This is a genomic window from Leptotrichia hongkongensis (genome assembly GCF_041538065.1).
Lineage (GTDB): Bacteria > Fusobacteriota > Fusobacteriia > Fusobacteriales > Leptotrichiaceae > Leptotrichia > Leptotrichia hongkongensis.
In genome coordinates this window covers 1-20975 of the sequence record NZ_JBGORW010000012.1, presented here as the reverse complement: position 1 = coordinate 20975, position 20975 = coordinate 1, and the positions used below count along the sequence as shown (strand labels likewise).

18 protein-coding genes, 1 pseudogene and 1 CRISPR repeat array are annotated in these 20975 nt (G+C 26.0%); of the genes and pseudogenes, 5 read left to right on the top strand and 14 right to left on the bottom strand.

The features are described from left to right. Positions 1 to 712: 712 nt before the first annotated feature. A CRISPR array of direct repeats spans positions 713 to 1155; the repeat unit is 36 nt; unit sequence GTTTTAGACCCCTTCGTTTTTGGGGTTATCTATATC. Between the two features lie 76 nt (positions 1156 to 1231). From cas2 to ACEG17_RS08910, 9 genes are all read right to left on the bottom strand, one after another. After that, positions 1232 to 1555, bottom strand: coding sequence for a CRISPR-associated endonuclease Cas2 (gene cas2 / locus ACEG17_RS08950; RefSeq protein ID WP_372583443.1), 324 nt, complete (start codon positions 1553 to 1555; stop codon positions 1232 to 1234). Further along, on the bottom strand, positions 1545 to 2462 hold the full coding sequence (cas1, locus tag ACEG17_RS08945; RefSeq protein WP_372583442.1) for a type II CRISPR-associated endonuclease Cas1: 918 nt from the start codon (positions 2460 to 2462) through the stop codon (positions 1545 to 1547). The genes cas2 and cas1 overlap by 11 nt, the downstream gene beginning before the upstream one ends. Positions 2463 to 2481: 19 nt before the next feature. Beyond that, on the bottom strand, positions 2482 to 6048 hold the full coding sequence (gene cas13a, locus ACEG17_RS08940; protein WP_372583441.1) for a type VI-A CRISPR-associated RNA-guided ribonuclease Cas13a: 3567 nt from the start codon (positions 6046 to 6048) through the stop codon (positions 2482 to 2484). A gap of 137 nt (positions 6049 to 6185) precedes the next feature. Continuing rightward, positions 6186 to 6611, bottom strand: a complete 426-nt coding sequence (locus tag ACEG17_RS08935) for an antitoxin HicB (protein WP_372583440.1) — start codon at positions 6609 to 6611, stop codon at positions 6186 to 6188. 102 nt (positions 6612 to 6713) lie between these two features. Then, positions 6714 to 6896 (bottom strand): type II toxin-antitoxin system HicA family toxin, encoded by a 183-nt coding sequence (locus tag ACEG17_RS08930; protein ID WP_372583439.1) that lies wholly within the window; start codon positions 6894 to 6896, stop codon positions 6714 to 6716. A gap of 323 nt (positions 6897 to 7219) precedes the next feature. Next, a complete protein-coding gene (locus tag ACEG17_RS08925; RefSeq protein WP_372583438.1) occupies positions 7220 to 7348 on the bottom strand; it encodes a maltose acetyltransferase domain-containing protein in 129 nt (42 codons plus the stop codon). 214 nt (positions 7349 to 7562) lie between these two features. After that, positions 7563 to 8156, bottom strand: a complete 594-nt coding sequence (locus ACEG17_RS08920) for a flavin reductase family protein (RefSeq protein ID WP_372583437.1) — start codon at positions 8154 to 8156, stop codon at positions 7563 to 7565. 94 nt (positions 8157 to 8250) lie between these two features. Next, positions 8251 to 8637: a VOC family protein gene (locus ACEG17_RS08915; protein ID WP_372583436.1), complete on the bottom strand. Its 387-nt coding sequence runs from the start codon at positions 8635 to 8637 to the stop codon at positions 8251 to 8253. 190 nt (positions 8638 to 8827) lie between these two features. Next, the gene (locus tag ACEG17_RS08910) at positions 8828 to 9568 is read right to left on the bottom strand and encodes a TraX family protein (RefSeq protein ID WP_372583435.1); all 741 of its coding nucleotides are present in this window, start codon (positions 9566 to 9568) and stop codon (positions 8828 to 8830) included. 97 nt (positions 9569 to 9665) lie between these two features. Between ACEG17_RS08910 and ACEG17_RS08905 the strand changes: the two are divergent. Beyond that, positions 9666 to 9848 (top strand): annotated as a pseudogene (locus ACEG17_RS08905) (hypothetical protein). Between the two features lie 201 nt (positions 9849 to 10049). On the opposite strand, the gene ACEG17_RS08900 reads toward ACEG17_RS08905, so the two are convergent. From ACEG17_RS08900 to ACEG17_RS08890, 3 genes are all read right to left on the bottom strand, one after another. Next, positions 10050 to 11471 (bottom strand): 6-phospho-beta-glucosidase, encoded by a 1422-nt coding sequence (locus tag ACEG17_RS08900; protein ID WP_372583434.1) that lies wholly within the window; start codon positions 11469 to 11471, stop codon positions 10050 to 10052. A gap of 336 nt (positions 11472 to 11807) precedes the next feature. Next, positions 11808 to 12131: a YlxM family DNA-binding protein gene (gene ylxM / locus ACEG17_RS08895; protein WP_314114574.1), complete on the bottom strand. Its 324-nt coding sequence runs from the start codon at positions 12129 to 12131 to the stop codon at positions 11808 to 11810. A 50-nt stretch (positions 12132 to 12181) separates the two neighbouring features. Then, complete coding sequence (locus ACEG17_RS08890; protein WP_372583433.1) at positions 12182 to 13075, bottom strand: tetratricopeptide repeat protein; 894 nt, start codon at positions 13073 to 13075, stop codon at positions 12182 to 12184. Positions 13076 to 13384: 309 nt separating this feature from the next. Between ACEG17_RS08890 and ACEG17_RS08885 the strand changes: the two genes are divergently transcribed. From ACEG17_RS08885 to ACEG17_RS08870, 4 genes are all read left to right on the top strand, one after another. Continuing rightward, complete coding sequence (locus ACEG17_RS08885) at positions 13385 to 14857, top strand: hypothetical protein (protein ID WP_372583432.1); 1473 nt, start codon at positions 13385 to 13387, stop codon at positions 14855 to 14857. Between the two features lie 141 nt (positions 14858 to 14998). After that, positions 14999 to 16204 (top strand): dTDP-glucose 4,6-dehydratase, encoded by a 1206-nt coding sequence (locus tag ACEG17_RS08880; RefSeq protein ID WP_299574049.1) that lies wholly within the window; start codon positions 14999 to 15001, stop codon positions 16202 to 16204. 29 nt (positions 16205 to 16233) lie between these two features. Then, complete coding sequence (rfbC, locus tag ACEG17_RS08875) at positions 16234 to 16806, top strand: dTDP-4-dehydrorhamnose 3,5-epimerase (protein WP_372583431.1); 573 nt, start codon at positions 16234 to 16236, stop codon at positions 16804 to 16806. A 267-nt stretch (positions 16807 to 17073) separates the two neighbouring features. After that, the gene (locus tag ACEG17_RS08870) at positions 17074 to 17202 is read left to right on the top strand and encodes a hypothetical protein (RefSeq protein WP_372583430.1); all 129 of its coding nucleotides are present in this window, start codon (positions 17074 to 17076) and stop codon (positions 17200 to 17202) included. Between the two features lie 72 nt (positions 17203 to 17274). Here ACEG17_RS08870 and ACEG17_RS08865 read toward each other — a convergent pair whose 3' ends face one another. Both ACEG17_RS08865 and ACEG17_RS08860 read right to left on the bottom strand, forming a co-directional pair. Then, positions 17275 to 18291 (bottom strand): glycoside hydrolase family 16 protein, encoded by a 1017-nt coding sequence (locus ACEG17_RS08865; RefSeq protein ID WP_372583429.1) that lies wholly within the window; start codon positions 18289 to 18291, stop codon positions 17275 to 17277. An 889-nt stretch (positions 18292 to 19180) separates the two neighbouring features. Beyond that, positions 19181 to 20014 carry a glycosyltransferase family 2 protein gene (locus ACEG17_RS08860; protein WP_372583428.1) on the bottom strand — a complete coding sequence of 278 codons (834 nt, stop codon included), beginning with the start codon at positions 20012 to 20014 and terminating at the stop codon, positions 19181 to 19183. Positions 20015 to 20975 lie beyond the last annotated feature (961 nt).

Genomic DNA, 20975 nt, shown 5'->3' with positions numbered 1-20975 from the left:
TATTTACATCTTCTAACAATCTATCTAACACGCCCATAAATATCTCCATTCTTAAATATATTAAAACTGCTTTAAAACCAAAATAAAAAGTTATGATTATTTTACTCAAACCCTAAAATATAATTTTTAGTGATTTAATTTTAAATAGGTTTGAGTATATTTTATAAAAATGAAGGAATTGATAAAACTTTCTTCATTTTTTTTATTCACAAACTTTTTTAAAAGTTAAAGTCTACATCAATATCTATATTTATATCTCCCATTTCTAAACCTCCTTTCTCTCAATACGTTTTTAATACGTATTGAGTGTTTTTTAGAAAATTTTTTATTAGGTTTTACCCTAATAAAATTCTGATTTCTATAATTCTTCCAAATATTCCACAAACTCTTTTACAGCTCCAACTAAAGCTAATCCACCTAATACTAATTTTAACATATTGGTACCTCCATAATTTATTTAATTTGTTCTTTTTGATTTACAAACTTAGTATACCACGTATTTGATACGTAGTCAATACTTTTTTTAAATTTTTTTCAAAATATTATACATTTTAATTTTTGTACTATTTCCCATTTGAATAGTAGATTAGTTATGGTTTTTTAACAAGGGAGACAAGACTCCTTGTTAGCAACTAACATAAAATATAATTTCTGTTTTAACTTAGCATTAATTACCTGTACAAAAAATATCTTTAATACAAGCCAAATTTAGGTTTTAGATCCCTTCGTTTTTGGGGTTATCTATATCAGTTTTTTCGACAAGGAGTTGATTTATTATGGTTTTAGACCCCTTCGTTTTTGGGGTTATCTATATCATATTATAAGGAGAATAAAATGAATAAAGAAGGTTTTAGACCCCTTCGTTTTTGGGGTTATCTATATCATAGTAAAACTACTTTAGCAAGTGGTACAGAGGTTTTAGACCCCTTCGTTTTTGGGGTTATCTATATCCATAAGGTGCTGGTATAGGTGTATTTTCAGGAGTTTTAGACCCCTTCGTTTTTGGGGTTATCTATATCAACAACATAACGACCATTTGACACCATTATTTGTTTTAGACCCCTTCGTTTTTGGGGTTATCTATATCAATATTGGGAAAGTTAAAGAATTTGGTGACAGGTTTTAGACCCCTTCGTTTTTGGGGTTATCTATATCCCATCCGAATATTGAATGGGATATTTGTCGATATAGAGAACCCTCTATTTATATTCTATCACAAATTTACCAAAAATCAATACTCTAAGATACGATTTTGCTTTTTTAATATTTTTTCTCCAAAAGCTAACTCTCCTGATAAAATTTTCATCTTATTAAATTGATCGTCTGTTAATGTTAAAGTTCTAACAGATGAATTTGAGGGAACTAGCATTGATAATTGTTTTTCAATAACATTTAATTTTTCTTTTGTACTTGTGCTTACAATGTAAACTGATTTTTGTATTTGATAGTAGCCTCTTTTTATTATCTCTTTTCTAAAAGTTGTATATTCTTTTCTTTCTTCTCCCGTTTTCATAGGAAAATCATACATCAATAAACCCACATAATTAATACTCATAATCATCAATCCTTAGTTCTGGTATTTCAATTTTTGTATTTTCATCAATAAAATAATTTCTGATATTATCTAAAAAATAATCAATTACCTGTGACAACTCATATTTTTTATTTTTCCAATACACTTTTTGAGTTAATATTAATAATAGATTTTGTCTCAATTCTTTACTTAACTCAGCTTCTTCTTTTTGATTAAAATAAACAACATAATCTACCATCGGTCTAAATATTTCAATAATATCATCTGCAAAATTATAGTTATTAAATTGTGATTTATGATGAATACCTAAACTAGGATGAAAACCTTTGGCAACAATTTTTGAAGAAATTAGACTTCTTAAAAGTGCATAACCATAATTTAAAGCCGAATTTATGCCATCATCATTAAACCTTTTAAAATTTTTTCCAAAGAGTTCCTGAAAATACATTCTCGCCGCAATTGCTTCCTGATGTTCTGCTTCTTTTTTTTCTTTAGAAATATTTTCTTCATACATTTTTAGTTTTGATATCGTATTTTCTGATTTCTCCAAAAATTGTAATAAATTTCTTTGATTCTTAATTTTTTGAATTACTATTTTTTCCCAAATTTCATCTTTTTTTATGTCTAACCAATTTACTTGCTCATTTATTCTCATCGTTACTTGAAAATGATTATACAAACCTAATGAATGAAGTACTGGTTGATGCTTTTCATTACATATTATTAATGGAATATTTTTCTCACTTAATCTTAATTGCAATATTCCAGTAATTTTACATCTACAGTTTTCAATTATTATTGCCAATATATCTTTTAATGAAATTTTATTAACTTGCTTATTATTCTCTATCTCAATATTTGACATAACAAGCTGATTGTTTGAAATTGATAATTCATTTGCATTTGTAATATGAACAACACTAGACATAATCAGTCTCCTTTTATTTTTAAGATTTTTTATATTCTAACATCACTTTTACAAGATTGCATAAATCTTCAGAGTTTCTTGTTGTTACTAATCCATTATTTTTTAAATGTTTTATTTTTTCTGATTTTACATCTAACACTTTTATTTTTTTACTATTACTTTCATGAGATATTTCAAATTCTAGAATAAATCCATATTCTTTAAAAATATCCTTTACAGATTTCATAACCGCATTTTTTAGCTTTCTATCGTATTTTAGCAACTCTCTCAATTCTTCCAGCATTTCTAAAATAGATTTTTCTGCAGCAGGAATATAATTAAAGTGAGCTATATAATTTCTTATTATGAAACTTCCTTCTTTTTCCGATCTTTTTTTAACTTTATTTTTACCAGCTCTTTTCCCTTCTTCTTTTTCAATTAAAAAATCAACATATTTATACGCTATTCCACCGCTTTTATACTTTTGATTATTATTTCTATCAGAATTAAATATTTCATCAATATACTTATCTTCAGGAAATTCCCCTTTTAATTTAAATTGTAAATCTCTTTCCCAAAGCGAAGTATAACCCGCAAGTCTATGCAGTATTCTAAATAACAAACTTTGTAATAAATTCAAATCATTAAATTCAATCTTATTTTTTAATTGAGTATAATTTTGTATATTTTCAATAGCTTTTTTATAATCATTAAAATCTTTTTTATTTTCAATTCTTGAAATCCAATTTGGTTTTTGATTATATTTTCTATGAATATTTTCCTGAATTTTATAAAAATCATTTTTTTCTAATTCTTTTTGTAAAGTTTTATATTCTTTTATTTCTTCTTTTGTAATTTTTAAATCAGCTTTAGCCACAATTTTTTCAAGTAAATCTAAAATACCATATTTTTTAATATTGTAAAAAGATCTATGTTTTATAACATTTTCTCCATCAGCAAATATTTCACTAAAATTATTTAATTGATTAATATTTTTTATCGAAGTTTCAGTTTTTAAAAATTTTCCTATATCTTCAGGCTTCAAATTAAAATTAGCTCTCACTTTATTATTATCCAAACTTACTAAATTAACTATGTTTAATTCTTCTGAATAAATTTCATTTTTATTTATACTCTCATATTTTTCAAGATTTCCTCTTAAATTAGTTAATTCTCTATGATCAATAAGTTTTAAAAGCAAGTAAAAAATACTCATTCTATCACTATAGTTTATTTTAGTTATTTTAATTTTTTTTATATAATCATATATTTCTTCTGGCATTTTAGATAAATTACTTCCATTATTTTGCCATAATTTTAATTTTTCAGCATAAAAACTTTTTTTATTAGCTATTGCTTCATCTTTTTTTAAATTCAATAAATTTAACGATTTTAATGAATCTGACTCTTGCAAATAATTAATAAATCCTTTTAAAAATATCTTTTGCACAAAATCAACATATATATCCTTATCTTCTTCTATTTTTTCTCTATCATAATTAATCTGATGCAAACTTTGTAATTTTTCAAGATATTCTGTCGGAGTATTTTCTTTTAATGCTTCAAATTTTTCTAATTTATAGAAATTTGTTTGTTTATTTCTTCCAGCATTTTTATTTATTTCAATAATTTCTCTAAATAATTTTTCAAAATTATCATTATTATTAACAAATTTTTCAACAAATTCCCCATAATAAATATTTTTTAATAAATAAATTTGTGAATCTCTAGCTTCTTTTCTTTTTGGAATGTTAATGTATCCTAAATTTAAAGCATTGCTTCCTTTTAAATTATCTATTCTATTATATAATTTTGTAAAAGATGGAACAAAAGGAATATTCTTATTCACAAATTTAAATTCTATATTTTCTAAATATTTTTTTATTTTCCAACTTTCCCAGTAATCAAAAACACCAGCACTATTTAATTGTCTAAATATTTTAAGTTTCAATTCTCTTTTGTCTGTTTCTTTTTCAAAAATATTCTTTAATAGCCTTGAAACTTCAATATCAGAAAAATTAAATATATTTTCAGAATTCGTATTCATATTATAATGAACTACTTTATGCCTGATACTTGTTATTGCATTTAGCATATTTACAAAAAATTGCTTTAATTCATCTTCATCGGCATCATCAAAACTATCTCCGTAAAACATTTTCAAATTTTCTTTTATGCTATAAATTCCTTTTTTTTCAAAACTTTTATCTACAACTTCTTTAAAGAAATTTTTATTTGTGATGTCTTTTTTTGCATTTTCTAACAAATTATTTTTCTTTTCAGTTAAATCTTCTTCTATTTCATAAAAATCATCATCATTAACTCCAAGAATATTTCTTAGTGAGAAATATCCAAATGATGAAACACCTATAATACTTCTCAAAAAGGCTTCTGTCTGTCTATTTCTCATATTAATATCGCTCGTTGCTATATCCCCATTTTCCATATGATAATTATATTTCCCACAATTTCTAACATAATTATTTAATTTATTTTCAAGCTTATTTATAACTAATTTTTTTAGTTTATTATATTCAAAAGTATTTTTTATTTTATTTTCATAAATTTTGCTTACTCTATAAACATTTCCCTTTAATAAATCATTTACTTCTATTTCTACAAAATAGCAAAATACATTTTTTATATTCTCATCATCTAATTCTTCATTTTCTAAAAAATATTTATAAAAAATTTGTGATTTTGTTAATTCTTTTAATTGTAAATTTTCTATATTTTCTAAAAATTTAACAAATTTTTCTTTTTTTTCATTTGATCTTATTATCTGATTATATAAAATTGATATTCCATCCTCACCTTTTTCAGAAAATTCACTCTCTCCAATTATTTCATTTTGATAAAATTCTCGTACAATTGATTTTAAATGTGTTTTTTTTAAAACTTCTTCTATCTTTGAATATAATTCTTTTATATTTTCTTCAGTATATAATTTTTCAAATGCTTCTGTTATATTTTTTCTAAATTTTTCATGAGTTTCAGATTTTTTATAATATTCATAAACACGGCTTCTTTTATTTTCACCTTTTACATTCTCATATTTATCATTTCCTATTTCAACAAAATCTTTTTTATAATTAGCTCTATTTATTTCTAACGATTTTTTTACTGCTTCTATTTTCGATACTTTTTTAATAAAGTCTTTTTCAAACGCTTCTTTTAATTTTTCTGAATCAAAATCTATATTTTCTTCTTGATTTTCTTTGATTTCTAATTCTAAAATTTCTTTTAATACATCAAAAATTTCTTGCTGATTTTCTTTCTTTTTTATATCATAATAATCCATTTCTTGATTAATATTTTTAAATTTTTTAGTTTTTACTAGGAGGTATTTCTTATCTTTTTCTCTTAAAATTATTTCTGAAAAATATTTTTTTAAATTAGTTCTTCTGATTTTAGTTTCTTTCTCTGCCTCTTTATCTTCATTTTTTACATTTTCAGGATTTTTTATATAATTATCTAATTTTAATTCCTTTAATTTCTCTAGTCTTTCCTTCATTTCATTTATATTTTTATTATCTCTAAATTTTACAAGTTTTCCTTCATCTTCAAATTTTTTATGAGATAAACCATCAATCTTTGTTACTTTCATATTTTACCCACTTTCTAAAATTTATATTAAATATACTCAAATAATTAAAAATTGAAAAAATGTACAATATTAAAATTATTCGAGTATTTCTAAAACTTTATTAATTAACATTAAACTATGAATCCAATTTAAGTACACTACTCGATTCCCAATTCTTTTTTTAATGCTTTTTGTAATAATTGTGAAAAATTGATTTTTTTCTCTTGAGCCACTATATCTAACCAAGCTGGTATATTTACTGTTTTCTTTTTCAATACATTTGTTACTTTGGCTGCTTCATAAACAGGATCTACCGAAATCACTTGGATAAACTGATTTTTTTTCAATTTTATATCTTCTAGTTTTGATGGTTCTGGAAATTCTTTTTTCATATCTAACAAATCCGCCAAATACAATGCTAAACTTTCTCTAATCGCTGCACTCACTTTCTCTAAATCTTCGGAATATGTTGCATAATAATTTATATTCCCGTCTTCTAACCTATCAAAATCTACAAGTCCAACATAGTACACTTCATCTTCTTTTGTTACTATCGCTGGATACATCACATCTCTTTTTAACATTTTTTGCTCCTTATCCGCATTAAATACGTATTATATTTTTGTGAGAAAAAAAATTAGTCTAAGACTAAAAATTTTGCAAAGACAAGAAGTATAGACAAGGGATTAGAATTTAATCCCTGATTGTCTTTCAATACTTCTCAAAGTTCCTAACGGAATATCTTTTTTTGGATAAGGTACTGTTACTAAATTCCCATTTAATAGCCTATATTGTCTATGGCTTCCTCTTGTTCTTACTAGTTCTCCACCGATTTTCTCGATTATTTTACAGACATCTTTAGCACTCATTGCTAAACCTCCTTAAAATTATTTACGTTGAATAACGTAAAAACCTCTTCATTATGTAAATTATTTAAGGTTTTCTTCATATAAAATAATCAATCAGTGATTTCCCTTATCACATTATTAGTATACTACATTTTTTACACGTAGTCAATACCTTTTTAAAATATTTTTTATTAAAATATAATTAAAAAGTTGTGATATTACAAAAACTAAATAACCTATATTTTATGCAATTTTAGTTTGTTTGATAACAATCCAATTAATATCGTCACTGCTATTGATAAACTCGATAGTAGCGGTAAATCTTTAAGATTATTTACTTTTTTTTATTTTAAAATTTCATTTTGTTTTTCTATTTCTGACGACTTTAACGAATAATTATATTCATGACATAACTCTTTCGCTTTCATTCTTTCTTTCAAAAGTTCTTTATAATAATTAGCATCATAAATCATTCCTACTAGCTTTTTTTCTTTTTCTTATCTTCCCAATTTATCTATATTTTTCGTTTCTATTCTAATTTTATCATACTTTCTTTTTATTCCCTAAATCATTTTTCTTAGCTATAAAAAAATACTTCAATCAATTATGACCAAAGTATTTTTTTAGTTTGTCGCAATATATTTTATAATCTATGTTTACTAAAAAATTACTCTACCAAACTCTTTTCTAAACTTCCTGAAAATTAAAATTCAATCCCAATCTATCGCCTGTTGAGGTATATTCCCTAAATTTATAAATTAATGGTTTCCATTTCTTTGTATCGATGTGAGAATCATCCTTCATTATTTTTTCATCAACAAAAATTCCCTGTATTTCACAGGTTACTATGGCAAACCAGTCTTTTTTTTGAATATCTGTAACTTTTGCCTCTATGTGAATTGGACACTCCTTTATTCTCACAGAATTTACCATTTTACCAGCTAGTTCAGTAAATCCTGCAATCTTAAACTTATCTTCACAGTATGTATATCCAAGATTTTGCTTTACTTCTGATATTTCTGTATCGCCTGTAAATTTTTCAATATTTTTCACACTTTCGTATAAGTTTTCATCTGGAACATTAAAAGTTACGTCCGATCCAGCTTCAATATTCTTAAATCCTTTATTTCCAAATCCTATTCCCACAACTATTGATTTTCCAAGTACAAATGAAGATGATAACGGAGTTACATTGCTTTTGCCTGTTTCTTTATCCTTTGTAGTCATCAGTAATACTGGAAATCCATAATAAAATCCATTTTTTTCTAATTTTTTAAACATAATTACCACTCCTCAATATATGAAAATTTTTATGTATCTTTTTAGTAATTATACTCCCCAAATCTTTTTTCTCAATTTGCAAACAAATATTTTATCATTCTGTTATTTCAATTAAATTCCCTTCACAATCCTCAATAACGCTCTCATAATATCCGTCTCCAGTCGTCCTAGGCCCACTTAAACATCTAAATCCATCATTTACAAGTCTTTTTGTCAATTTATCGACATTCTCTTTGTTTCCAACGCTAAAAGCAAGATGAATAAAGCCTTCATTCATTATTTTATCATTTCTTTCCGAAAGTTCAGGACGTGACATTATTTCAAGCCTTGCTTCACTATCAGGAAAAGTTAGGAAATAAGTCTGTAATCCAGTATTTTTATTATGATATTTTTCATTTGCCCTTGCTTCAAAATATTTCTCATAAAATTCCTTTGTTTTTTCCAAATCTTTTACATAAATTGCTACATGATTTATTTTCATAACTAATCTCCTTCAATATTTTTTATAAAATTTATCTTTTATTCCAATCCTTCTATTTCCTTCTCAATCTGACTTTTTCCATCAACTAAATCCCATTTTTCGTAGAGTTTTTCAATTCTTGGCATAAATATTCCAAGTAAAGGCCCAAACAGAGCCATGCTAATTATCGTTCCTTCACGCAAACTCTATTCTAAATTCCTATTTTAAAACATAGTCTCAATAGCCCTAAAATTAATAAATGTACAGGATAAAACAAATAATTCAAAATTTTATTCTGTTTTCCTCTCTTCCCATTATAAGTAAGTGTCAATCCAAATCCTAGCAAAGCCCATGGAGTCTTAACAATCGAAAGATATCCTCCTATAATTGATAATATTGGATTATTACGAAATATATAGAAAAAATATGCAATCAAAATTCCGTGATATTCATAGTCCAATCCCCAAATCATCGACAACAGGCAAGTTGTTATAACAATTATTATTGAAACAGGAAACCATAATACTGAGGGAATTATATATGATTTTGGCACTTTCAATTCATCAATAACCCAAATCATAACTAATGCTAAAGCCAATGTAAACATTACGTTATTTGAATTTGGCTGAAAAAGTACTGCTGACTGGAACAAGTCAAATGGGATTTCAGAAATAATTCCAAAAACAATCAAATTTAAAAGATATTTGAATCTATTTCCTGTTTTAAAAAAGCCTTCCACAAGAAAAAACATAAAAAGCGGAAATGCAACTCTTCCCAAAATATCAAATACATCACTCACATATCTTAAAAATCCATTTTCTGTTAGCAAAGGATACATCAAAGCCTTATTCACATGATCTATCAACATTGATAAAAAAGCGATATATTTTAATTGTGCTCCTGAAAAGACTCTTATCTTGCTAAATCTATTATTCCAATAAAATATACTCATACCAATTCTCCCTTTGTATTTTTATTTTTTATAAAATTCTGATATTATTTAAATTTCTCAATTTCATTTTAATACTAATCCGTCGGAGCGTTTTTCTGTGCTGGCAAAACTGTTTGAGCATAGCGAGTTTTTTGTCAGTGCAGAGAAATGCCGTAGAGTAGCCATAGGTTATTGCGTAGCAATCTTGCCATAATTTTTAATTATTAGGATGAATCTTTATTGCAAGGTAAGGATTTGCGGCAATGAGCAATCCTACGAAAATAAAAAAGAAAAAAGTTGAATAATTATGAAATAGTTATTATAAAAATTTATTCCTATTTTCAGAAGGATTTATTATTACATTTTTATTTTTTCTATAATTCGCATTTTATTTAAGTTTCTCAATTTCATTTTAAAAAGTTTGACATAAAAGCAAAGGGGATTCGCTATTTTAAAAATCCCCTTATTTTTTACTAATTTCTTCAATAAATAATTTCAAATGCTAATCCAAATCTTCTCCATTACTTGCAATAACTTTTTTATACCAGTCAAATGATTTTTTCTTGCTTCTCTTCAATGTCCCATTTCCATCGTTATCTCTATCTACATAAATAAATCCGTAACGTTTTTTCATTTCTCCTGTTCCCGCACTTACTAAGTCGATAGGTCCCCAAGTTGTATACCCTAGAAGTTCTACTCCATCCAGTTCAACAGCTTCCTTCATTGCCTTTATATGATCTCTCAAATATTCAATTCTATAATCATCTTCCACATATCCATCCGCATCTGGAACATCCACAGCTCCAAGCCCGTTTTCCACAACAAACAACGGTTTTTGGTATCTGTCATAAATTTCGTTTATTGTTGTTCTAAATCCTAACGGATCTAATCCCCATCCCCAGTCTGTCACTTCAATATATGGATTTCTTATTGTTTTTAGCAAGTTTCCTTCTCCAAGTTTATCAGCTTCAGCAGAAATACAACGAGTTGTATAATAAGAAAAACTAACAAAATCAACTGGATTTTCCCTCAAAATTTGCTCATCTTCATTTGTAATTCCAATATTTATATTTTCTCTTTCAAAAAATTTCTTAGCATAATTAGGATAATATCCACGAGCCTGCACATCTATGAAAAAATAATTTTCTCTGTCTTTTTCAAGTGCAGTCCATACATCTTCAGGTTTTGAAGTAAGTGGATAAAATTTTCCAGCTGCAAGCATACATCCAATTTTATTTTCAGGATCAATTTCATGTCCAATTTTTGTAGCCCAAGCACTTGCCACCAATTCGTTGTGTGCCGCAGTATATAAAACCTGATTTTTATTTTCCCCTTCTTCAAAAACAATTCCTGCTCCCATAAATGGTGCGTGTAATAAAATATTAATTTCATTAAATGTAAGCCAGTATTTTACAAGCCCTTTATATCTAGTGAAAATTACAGTACACAATCTTTTGTAAAAATCAATAACTTTTCTGTTTCTCCATCCGCCATATTCCTTGATTAAATGAATTGGAAAATCAAAGTGCGTTATTGTAACTAATGGCTCAATACCGTATTTTCTACATTCCTTAAATACATTTTCATAAAATTCAAGCCCTTTTTCATTTGGAGTTTCTTCATCTCCATTTGGGAAAATACGAGTCCATGCTATCGACATTCTATAAGTCTTAAATCCCATTTCTGCAAATAATGCAATATCTTCCTTGTATCTATGATAAAAATCAATCGCCCCTTTAGCAGGATAAAAATGCTCATCGTCAAATTCCAGCATTTTTCGCTCCCCAGTAATCACAGCAAGCCTGTCTTCCCCAACTGGCGACAAATCTACATTGGCAAGCCCTCTCCCATCCACATCAAATGCTCCTTCAAGCTGATTCGCAGCAGTAGCTCCGCCCCACAAAAAATCTTTTCTAAATCCCATTTCTACCTCCTCCTAAAAAACTTTTGTATTTAATATTTTTAATAATTTTATTTACATCAAAAATATAGCACTAAAACCCCACAAAAACAAGAATATTTCTTATTTTTTTACAATATTTTTCTTTGGCGAAATATTAACAATCTGAAAATAAAAAAGGCAAAACCAAAGGTGGAAAACGTTTATTAGAAGCATTTCCCGCCGTTTCAGTTTTGTCTAATCCAAATAGTAATAACCTTAATTTATAATTTTACATATTCTTTACATAAACATTATACCCCAACTTTTGCTTTTGTCAATAGCAGTTTATTTTTTATTTTTGTTTTTCCATTTGAAAAATTATTCTGCGTAATCAAAGTCTTCTATTATTTTTTCTAGATTTTTCATAGTAAAATTTTTTCTCAAATGTTCCAATTTTCTCTTCAGTTCTTTTTCTTTCTCAAATATTCCAAGTTTGCTCTCATATTCATCCAGTTTTTGAACTCCTTTTTTTATATTGTCAAAAACTGCCTGTCTTGTTACTCCATATTGTTCAGCGATTTCTGAAAGAGAACTGTTCTCTTCAAGATAAAGTTCCAGATACTGCCTTTTCTTTTTCGGGAAAAGTTCGCCATAATAAGAAAATAGCACAGAATATTTCAAAAAATCTTCTAATTTATCCATAATTTATTCAACTCCATTTTTTATAGTTTATCCTGTTTAGTTTTAAATTGCTAATTCTTTAATTTTCTTACAGCTTTATTTTTCCAAACATACTGTTCCATTTTATTTTTATCAATCTCTTTTTTTACAATCTTTATTTTTTCTAAAATATTTTTATAATTTTCATTTTCAATTCCTAAAATTTTCTTAGAAATTTTTTCATATCTTTCTAGCAATGCTAAAGTTTTTTTATAGCTTTTATTTTCCAAATAGACGTTTATCAAGTTATTCAAAATATTTAAATATAGATTGCTATTTTCTCCAACTTGATTTTGTAATATTTCTAAAGCTTTTTCCATTGTATTTTCTGCCAACTTTTTTTCATTCAGCTTTATGTAGGATTTTACCATATTGCTTAATATAATTGCTTTCTGAATTTCGCTATTCTCCAACTCTTTTAATATTTCCAAACTTTTTTTCTGCCATTTTATTGAATCCTGATACTGTTCGCACTCTTCATAAAAAAGCCCTAAATTATTACATATCCCTGAAAATACATATCCATTCCTAAAATTATTTTTTTTATATATTTTTATAGCCTTATGATATCTTTCCTCAACTTTTTCATACTTTTTCATAACTCTATAAACTTCAGCAATATTAGCATTACAAGTTACAAAAGCAAGACTATTCTCTCCATAATTCTTTAAAATTATTTTTTCCGCCTTTGTTAAAAGCCTTATAGATTCTTCAAATTTTTCCACATACTTTAACGCATTTCCAAGTTCTGTCAGAATCTTCGCATTCTCTTCACTTTCCTGTCCAAAAACTCTCTTGAACAATATTCTTAATTCTCTTAAAACATTAATTTCTTTTTCAATTTCGCCATTATTTAAATATTCTTCCCTTTTTGCTAGCAATTCTTTTATTCTAGCCTCTTTTATTTCCTTTTCTCTCCCAGTCATCTACAAGTTTCCTTTTTTAAAAAATTTTATTTTCTAATTAAAATGCCATTATTTATAATACCATAAATTCTGCAATAAATCTAATTTTTTTCAAGAATACTATAGTAAAACTAGTTTAAAACAAAACTCAGAAATTATAACTATTTTACTCAAACCCTAAATTATATAATTTCTATCAGTTCGATTTTAAATGGGTTCGAGTATAATACAAATTTCATCAATTCGCTATTCTATAATTTATATATGAAAAAAATAATAAAATATATGCTATAATAACAAAACAAAATTTAGCAGTAAAGGAGGAAAATTATGAAAGAAATGTTCAAAAGTAAAATAGAAATTATAGAATTTCTAAAAAAATACTATAAAAATAAGCGAAAAAAAGAATTAAACGACAATACAAAACTGTTAAATGAACTAAATAGAAAGTTGAGACTTCTGAATGAAAAATTGAAGCAAGCAAAATTCAATAAAAATAAAATTAATAAAAAAATAGAAAAGATTCAGGATGTAAAAAGTGGAAAAATATCAATTATTAACACAAATAGTTATATTATCAGAATTTTGTTTATAACCTTATTTTATATTTCTTTTTTAAATATATCGTTAAATTTAAAGGGATATAATTATTTTATCTATGTTTTTGCCATAATCATCATTATCTTATCACTTTTTTCAATATTAATTACCACAATTATAAAAAAGAAAATTTTTAGTGCCTATTATTACAATTTCAATATAAAAAAAATATTTCCTGCAATAATAATATTTCTTGGAATAGGATATTTTCTCAATTCCCACAAAAATGAGCTGGAAATGTTAAATAAAAAATCTATTCTGATAAAAAATGCTGAAATAAATTCTATTGATGACTTAAAAAACAGTTCCATCGAAATAATAAACAAAGACAGCAAAATAAAATGGAAAATAGACAAAAACCTAAAAATTATAACTTACGAGGATTCTCAAAAGGGATTTATAAATATTAAAGATACTGTGATTGATGATAACAACAGGGTAAATTTATCTTTTATCAATGAAAAAAATGAAATTATGTGGTTAAAAGGAAAAATTATCTACTTTAACTGGGATATTGTAAAAATAAAACTAAAAAATAAAGAAACTATCGAAGGAGAAGTATACGGAAAAATAATTAAACTGGAAAATGGTGAAACTTTAATATTAAACAATAATTTTGAATTAAGAGACACTAGTAAGAAAATTAGCGATTTTGGGGTAATGGGAACAAATTTACAGATAAAAAAGACAATAAATATATTTTTATTTGTATTTTTAATAATTTTTATTCTAATAGAATATGAATATTACAATTTCCCATTTGAAGAAAAAGAAAAAATTATTAACTCTCTAATGTCAGATGAAAAAAACATACAGACAATAAAAAAATCTGTTTTTGCTATCCTAAGAACAATAAAGCTTATAATGTTCCCAATAGCATTAATTCAGACTCTATTAATGAGAAATATAATATTTAATTTGTTCTTTGACACAAATTCAAAAAAAGGTTACAATCTGACAAGCATTATTTTTTCATATTTCTCAAAATCTTACCTGCTAATTTTTATTATAGTTCTTCTTCCAATATTCATTGAAATTTACAAAATTTTAAAATTAATTGAAAAATATATAAAACTTCACCCAGAAAAGACTTTTTTCAAAAAAAATATAAAAAAATCTTATTCTAGAATTATGATATACAATCCCAGAAAAACAAATAAATGTATTCATATTCCAAAAAAAACTAATAAAAAAAATCAATAAACTTTTATAAAATTATCATAATTTTAAAATGACTTTACTATAACAATTTTTATTTGGAAAAAATCAAAAAAGATTGTATAATTTAATTGGTGATGATAAATAAAAAAACTGTAAATTACAGTAAATTAATTAGGAGGAAATATGAAAACATATCTAGTGACAGGTGCCGCAGGCTTTATAGGTGCCAATTATTTAAAGTATATTTTAAATAAATATAAAAATGATGAAATTAAGGTAATTGTCGTAGACATGCTAACTTATGCTGGGAATTTAGGTACAATTGCTGAAGAAATTAAAGATGAAAGAGTAAAATTTGAAAAAGTTGATATTCGTGATCAAAAGGAAATTGCGAGAATTTTTTCTGAAAATGAAATTGATTTTGTTGTAAACTTTGCAGCCGAATCACACGTTGACCGTTCTATTGAAAATCCACAAATATTTTTAGAAACAAACATTCTTGGTACTCAAAATCTTCTAGAAAATGCTAAAAAAGCATGGACGGTTTCAAAAGATGAAAATGGATATCCAGTTTACAGAGAAGGCGTAAAATATTTACAAGTTTCTACAGATGAAGTTTACGGAAGTCTTTCAAAAGATTATGACACAGCGATTGACTTGGTAATTGACGATGAAGAAGTGAAAAAAGTTGTAAAAAATAGAACAAATTTAAAAACTTACGGAAAAAATTTCTTCACAGAAAAAACTTCACTTGACCCAAGAAGCCCATATTCAGCTTCCAAAGCGAGTGCCGACCACATCGTAATTGCCTACGGTGAAACTTACAAAATGCCAATAAATATTACAAGATGTTCAAACAACTATGGACCTTACCATTTTCCAGAAAAATTAATTCCACTTATGATTAAAAATGTACTGGAAGGTAAAAAGCTGCCAGTTTACGGAAAAGGTGACAATGTAAGGGATTGGCTTTACGTAGAAGATCATTGTAAAGGAATCGACTTAGTTTTAAGAAATGCTGATATTTACGAAATTTACAATATTGGTGGTTTTAACGAAGAACAAAATATTAATATTGTAAAATTGGTTATCGACATTTTAAAAGAAGAAATTGAAAATAATGACGAATATAAAAAAGTTCTAAAAACTGACCTGCAAAATATAAATTATGATTTAATTACTTATGTTCAAGATAGACTTGGACACGATATGAGATATGCCATTGACCCTTCGAAAATTGCAAGGGATTTAGGATGGTATCCAGAAACAGATTTTGAAACAGGTATCAGAAAAACTGTAAAATGGTACTTGGAACATCAGGACTGGGTAAACGAAGTAGTATCAGGAGATTATCAAAAATATTACGAAGAAATGTACAGAAATAAATAATCAAATTTATACAAAAAAGGAGCAAATTAATGAATAATTTTACAATAAAAGAAACCCCAATAAAAGATTTAGTAATAATCGAACCAAAAGTTTTTGGAGATGAAAGAGGATTTTTTATGGAAACTTACAACCAAAAATCCTTTGAGGAATTAGGACTTACAATGAACTTCGTCCAAGATAATCACTCAAAATCTAAAAAAGGCGTTTTACGTGGACTTCACTTCCAGACAAAACACACTCAAGGAAAATTAGTACGAGTAATAAAAGGAAGCGTCTACGATGTGGCAGTTGATTTAAGAAAAGAAAGTGAAACTTTTGGAAAATGGTATGCAGTAAAATTATCTGCTGAAAACAAATTAATGTTCTATGTTCCAGAAAGCTTTGCACATGGATTTCTAACACTTGAAGATGAAACAGAATTTGTTTACAGATGTACAGATTTATATGCTCCAGAATACGACAGTGGACTTTTATGGAGCGACAAAACTTTAAATATTGACTGGAAATTTGAAGAATTTGGAATAAATCCCGATGAACTGACAATTTCTGAAAAGGATAAAGTTCAACAAAAATTTGATAAAAATAAAAATTATTTTGAATAAAAAACAATCTAAAATTAGCTATTTCTTATTGAGATAGCTTTTTTCTTTTACAAAAAAGACAGAAAAATTTCTTTTCAAAAATCTTCCTGTCTAATTCACCTATATTCACGCTAATCAAATTAATACTAAACTCCGTTTAAATAACGAAATTATTACAAACTTTTCTAATTAATAAAGTATATAAACCTAATATTTTCAAATAATTAAAATATAATTTTCATTTTTTAATCAGATTCTAGTATAAATAACCCGTCGGAGCATTTTTCTGTGCTGGCAAAACTGTCTGAGCATAGCGAGTTTTTTGGCAGTGCAGAAAAATGTCGTAGACTAGCCATAGGTTGTAGGATTTGCGGCAATGAGCAATCCTACAAAAATAAAAAAAATGATTTAATTTAATGATTATGAGTTAGCTATTAAACAATCCTATTATAAAAATTTATTCCTATTTTTAAATGGGTTTGGTATAAATTATTTTTTCTGATAAACCCTTACATAATCAACTTTCATTTCTGTCGGAAAATTAACATCCCCATCTTCTCCAGTTTTCTTGCTCAAAGCAACATTTATCATTATGAAATATGGCTGGTTAAATGGATTTTGTAAACCTCTTTTTTCCAGTTCCTTGTAAGAGAATTTTTTATATACTTTATTATTAAATAACCATTTTATTCCTTTATCATCCCATTCCACCGCATAAGTATTAAAGTTTGTCAATTTTTCCCTAGGCCATTTACTTAGCTTATAATCATCTCCATCAAATGTCTCATAAGTATTATCACTTTTAAGAACGTGAAGTGTCCCTGTCGCACGTCGCATATCATCTCCATAAGTTTCTACTATATCGATTTCACCATTTGCATTTCCATCCACTTGAGAATATCCTGCGGGCCACATCCAAAACGCAGGCCAAGTCCCAATTCCTTCAGGCATAGCCGCTCTCATTTCAATTTTTCCATACTGCACATTATAAAGATTTCTTGTGTGAATCGCACCTGAACTATAAAGAATACGTCTTTCTACACCATTAATATTAACTTTTTTATCAGTTTCCTTCTTTAGTGTTATAATCATATTCCCATTTTCAACTCTAACATTGTCTCTCAAATAAAAATGTTTCGCATCAAATCCATATTGATTGACCAAATTTCCATTTTCATCTAAATAGTTCCCCGCATTCCAAGGATTCCCATTTTCCCAATAAGCCCATTTCGTACTATCTAGCTGATTTCCATTAAATTCATCATTCCAAACCATTTTCCAGCTTTTTCCTGTTACTTTGGAAATAAATCTGTTCAACTTGCTTCTTCTAGAACTTTTCACCTCAACTTCAGCTTTCCCTTCTATATTTCCAATCTTTTGTTGCACTTCACTTTCAATAACCTCGATTTTTTGAGAAGTATCTATCTTTTTATTCTCACCTGCTGCAAATACCATATTTCCAACCAGTACAAACAAAATTGCCCTTAAAAAAATCTTTTTTTTCATTCTTCTTTTTTCTCCTTTTTTAATTATCTTTTTTTCATTTATAAAAGTTTAAAATCCCTAATAACTACAATATTTTTACAATTTTTCTCCAGTACCTTTACCGTAAAATTTTAATATTTTGCATAGAAATTCTTGTATTCATTGAGTTTTTATATTATTATTTTTACAATTATCTATAAATCATACTTACATTTGTAAAAATTTAAAACAATTTTATAACATACTCTCAAGTATTTTATACTAATTCACAAATAAAATCAACTAATTTTTTATTCCGTAGATTGTATAATTGTGACAATCCTAGAAAATATAAAAACCATGATAATTTCTTGTTAACACTATTCTCCGTTAAAAAATAAAAATAAATTTTTATAATAAGGTTGTTCAATAACTAATTCATAAACATTCAACTTTTTTATTTTTTACTTTCATAGGTTTGCTCATTACTGCAAATCCTTATCTTACAATAAAGATTTATACTAGTAATTAACATCTATGTAGTTTATTAAAGCAAAAAAATTATATTTTAATTATTTTGAAATACTAGATTTTCATCCTTTATTAAAAAAATTCATAATAAATTCATTATTTAAACAGGGTTTAGTATAAAATGTTAATTACTACAAAAATATTAATAAAAAAATATATTATGAACTATGAATATTTTACCATAAATCAAAAAATAAACTAAAATACTACTAAAATATTTAATAGATACAGAATTAATATTTACCCATTAATAACAATTAATATTATCCTAAAAATGCCAATTAAACATAATACAATAACTAAATTTTTATTACCCAAGATATTCTAAATTCATAATATCATTAGATTTACAAACAAAACTACTTTGTAAAATAAGTAAATACAACATTTCAGTGGTAATCTATTTTTTATACTTTTTCATACATTCCATATTTTTCTCTTTCCGCTCCTTATCAAAAAACCATCCCCACTTATTAAAATACTTTATAGCCGATTTTACATGCATCATCATCATTTTCCATGACTTATAAGATGCCTTCCCATGCTCATGAATTATTTTTGCTTCAGGATAAAAAACAGTCCTATACTTCTTACCAATCTGTCTACATAAGTCATAATCCTCCATATACATAAAATATCTTTTGTCAAATCCATGAATTTCCTTTAACACATCTGTACGAACAAAAATAAAGCATCCTGATAAAATTGGAACATCTATTATTTCTTCATAATCATACCATTTCATTTCATAATCATAATCCAATTTATCAACAATCACCTTAATTGGTAAAAATCTTCTAAATATTAAATTCATAGGCGATGGAAACAATCTGCAAGATTTTGTCACTTCTCCATCAACCCCATATATTTTGGGCCCAATCTGTCCAATATCTTTATTCTCTCTCATGTATTCTACAATTTTCTCAATAGTATTTTCTTCAAAAAAAACATCAGCATTCACCATCAGATGGAATTCCGACTTTACTTCTCCCAAAATCAATTTCTTAATTACAACATTATGCCCTGCTCCAAATCCATCATTTGAATTATTAAAAATATACTCAATTCTATCATCTGAGAATCCCTTTATAACTTCTCTCAATTCATCTTTTTCAGAATTATCAGAAATCCATAACTTAAATCTAATTCCTATATTTTGAAAACACCCAATAATCTTCCTTAATTCATCATGCTTCGTATTATATGTAACAATACAAGCTGTAAAATCATACATAATCCAACCTCTATACATATTTTTTATTTATAAAATTATACCATTTTCCCTATAATCAAACAACTAAATTTTTACATCGTAAATTTCAATGTTAATTGCGACATTTTACCATTCAAAAATTAAAATCTTATATAAATCACTATTCATTCAAAATTATAGAAAAATATTTCAAAATATATAATGATTCAAAAATTTCCACAATCTTTTTTAAAAAATTTTTATTTATTCAGGCTCTATAATATACACGGGTGCAAAAAAATAAAAGGAGCAAAAATAGAAAAAACTACTTGCCAACAATATCTACCATGTATATGAAACAAGATATATAATATAAAACTGAATTATTATAACACATGTAATACAAGGATTGAATTTACATAATTACAGAACTGTTAATATAAGAAAACTATGTTAAGGAAACAGGAGAATTATACTTCGTATAGAAAAAGAGATATGTGTCTGTACTACATATATCAAAAGAATAACTTCTTTAATAGAAATTATAGACAGGAATTACACAATTTCAAATAAAATAAAAGATAAGATAAGAAGAAAACTTTCAGAGGTAAAGTAATTCGCTTAGCTAGAAAGATAAGAAAATACAAACATGTAATATTTCATGACATTAAAGTTTCAACAAGGGCTTAGAACAAAGTTTTAAATATATTTGAAATAAAAGATGTTACTGTATTCAGTAATGAACTGAGAAAACTGATATAAGAACTGAAGAAATCTGAAATAAAGGAGTGCATTAAATTAGAAGAAACATTATCAAACTGAAAAAAAAATAAGTAGTATACAAAAATATAATACAATAAAGGATTAGTTGAAGGGAAAAATAACAAGATAAAAATAATAAAAAGCTATCTTCTAGGATAAAAAATTCAATAACTTGAAAAAACTTATTAAACTTAGAATCTCTTAAGTTTAGTCTATCAGACTTTTTTCCTCTACATACTTA

Excerpts from the sequence above, each read along its gene's own strand:
- ACEG17_RS08880 (WP_299574049.1), top strand. The coding sequence starts at position 14,999 with ATGAAAACATATCTAGTGACAGGTGCCGCAGGCTTTATAGGTGCCAAT.
- ACEG17_RS08930 (WP_372583439.1), bottom strand. The coding sequence starts at position 6,896 with ATGAGTGCTAAAGATGTCTGTAAAATAATCGAGAAAATCGGTGGAGAA.
- ACEG17_RS08860 (WP_372583428.1), bottom strand. The coding sequence starts at position 20,014 with ATGTATGATTTTACAGCTTGTATTGTTACATATAATACGAAGCATGAT.
- ACEG17_RS08865 (WP_372583429.1), bottom strand. The coding sequence starts at position 18,291 with ATGAAAAAAAAGATTTTTTTAAGGGCAATTTTGTTTGTACTGGTTGGA.
- ACEG17_RS08920 (WP_372583437.1), bottom strand. The coding sequence starts at position 8,156 with ATGTTTAAAAAATTAGAAAAAAATGGATTTTATTATGGATTTCCAGTA.
- ylxM (WP_314114574.1), bottom strand. The coding sequence starts at position 12,131 with ATGGATAAATTAGAAGATTTTTTGAAATATTCTGTGCTATTTTCTTAT.
- rfbC (WP_372583431.1), top strand. The coding sequence starts at position 16,234 with ATGAATAATTTTACAATAAAAGAAACCCCAATAAAAGATTTAGTAATA.
- ACEG17_RS08885 (WP_372583432.1), top strand. The coding sequence starts at position 13,385 with ATGAAAGAAATGTTCAAAAGTAAAATAGAAATTATAGAATTTCTAAAA.
- ACEG17_RS08890 (WP_372583433.1), bottom strand. The coding sequence starts at position 13,075 with ATGACTGGGAGAGAAAAGGAAATAAAAGAGGCTAGAATAAAAGAATTG.
- ACEG17_RS08910 (WP_372583435.1), bottom strand. The coding sequence starts at position 9,568 with ATGAGTATATTTTATTGGAATAATAGATTTAGCAAGATAAGAGTCTTT.
- cas2 (WP_372583443.1), bottom strand. The coding sequence starts at position 1,555 with ATGAGTATTAATTATGTGGGTTTATTGATGTATGATTTTCCTATGAAA.
- ACEG17_RS08935 (WP_372583440.1), bottom strand. The coding sequence starts at position 6,611 with ATGTTAAAAAGAGATGTGATGTATCCAGCGATAGTAACAAAAGAAGAT.
- cas1 (WP_372583442.1), bottom strand. The coding sequence starts at position 2,462 with ATGTCTAGTGTTGTTCATATTACAAATGCAAATGAATTATCAATTTCA.
- ACEG17_RS08915 (WP_372583436.1), bottom strand. The coding sequence starts at position 8,637 with ATGAAAATAAATCATGTAGCAATTTATGTAAAAGATTTGGAAAAAACA.
- cas13a (WP_372583441.1), bottom strand. The coding sequence starts at position 6,048 with ATGAAAGTAACAAAGATTGATGGTTTATCTCATAAAAAATTTGAAGAT.
- ACEG17_RS08925 (WP_372583438.1), bottom strand. The coding sequence starts at position 7,348 with ATGATTTATGATGCTAATTATTATAAAGAACTTTTGAAAGAAAGAATG.
- ACEG17_RS08900 (WP_372583434.1), bottom strand. The coding sequence starts at position 11,471 with ATGGGATTTAGAAAAGATTTTTTGTGGGGCGGAGCTACTGCTGCGAAT.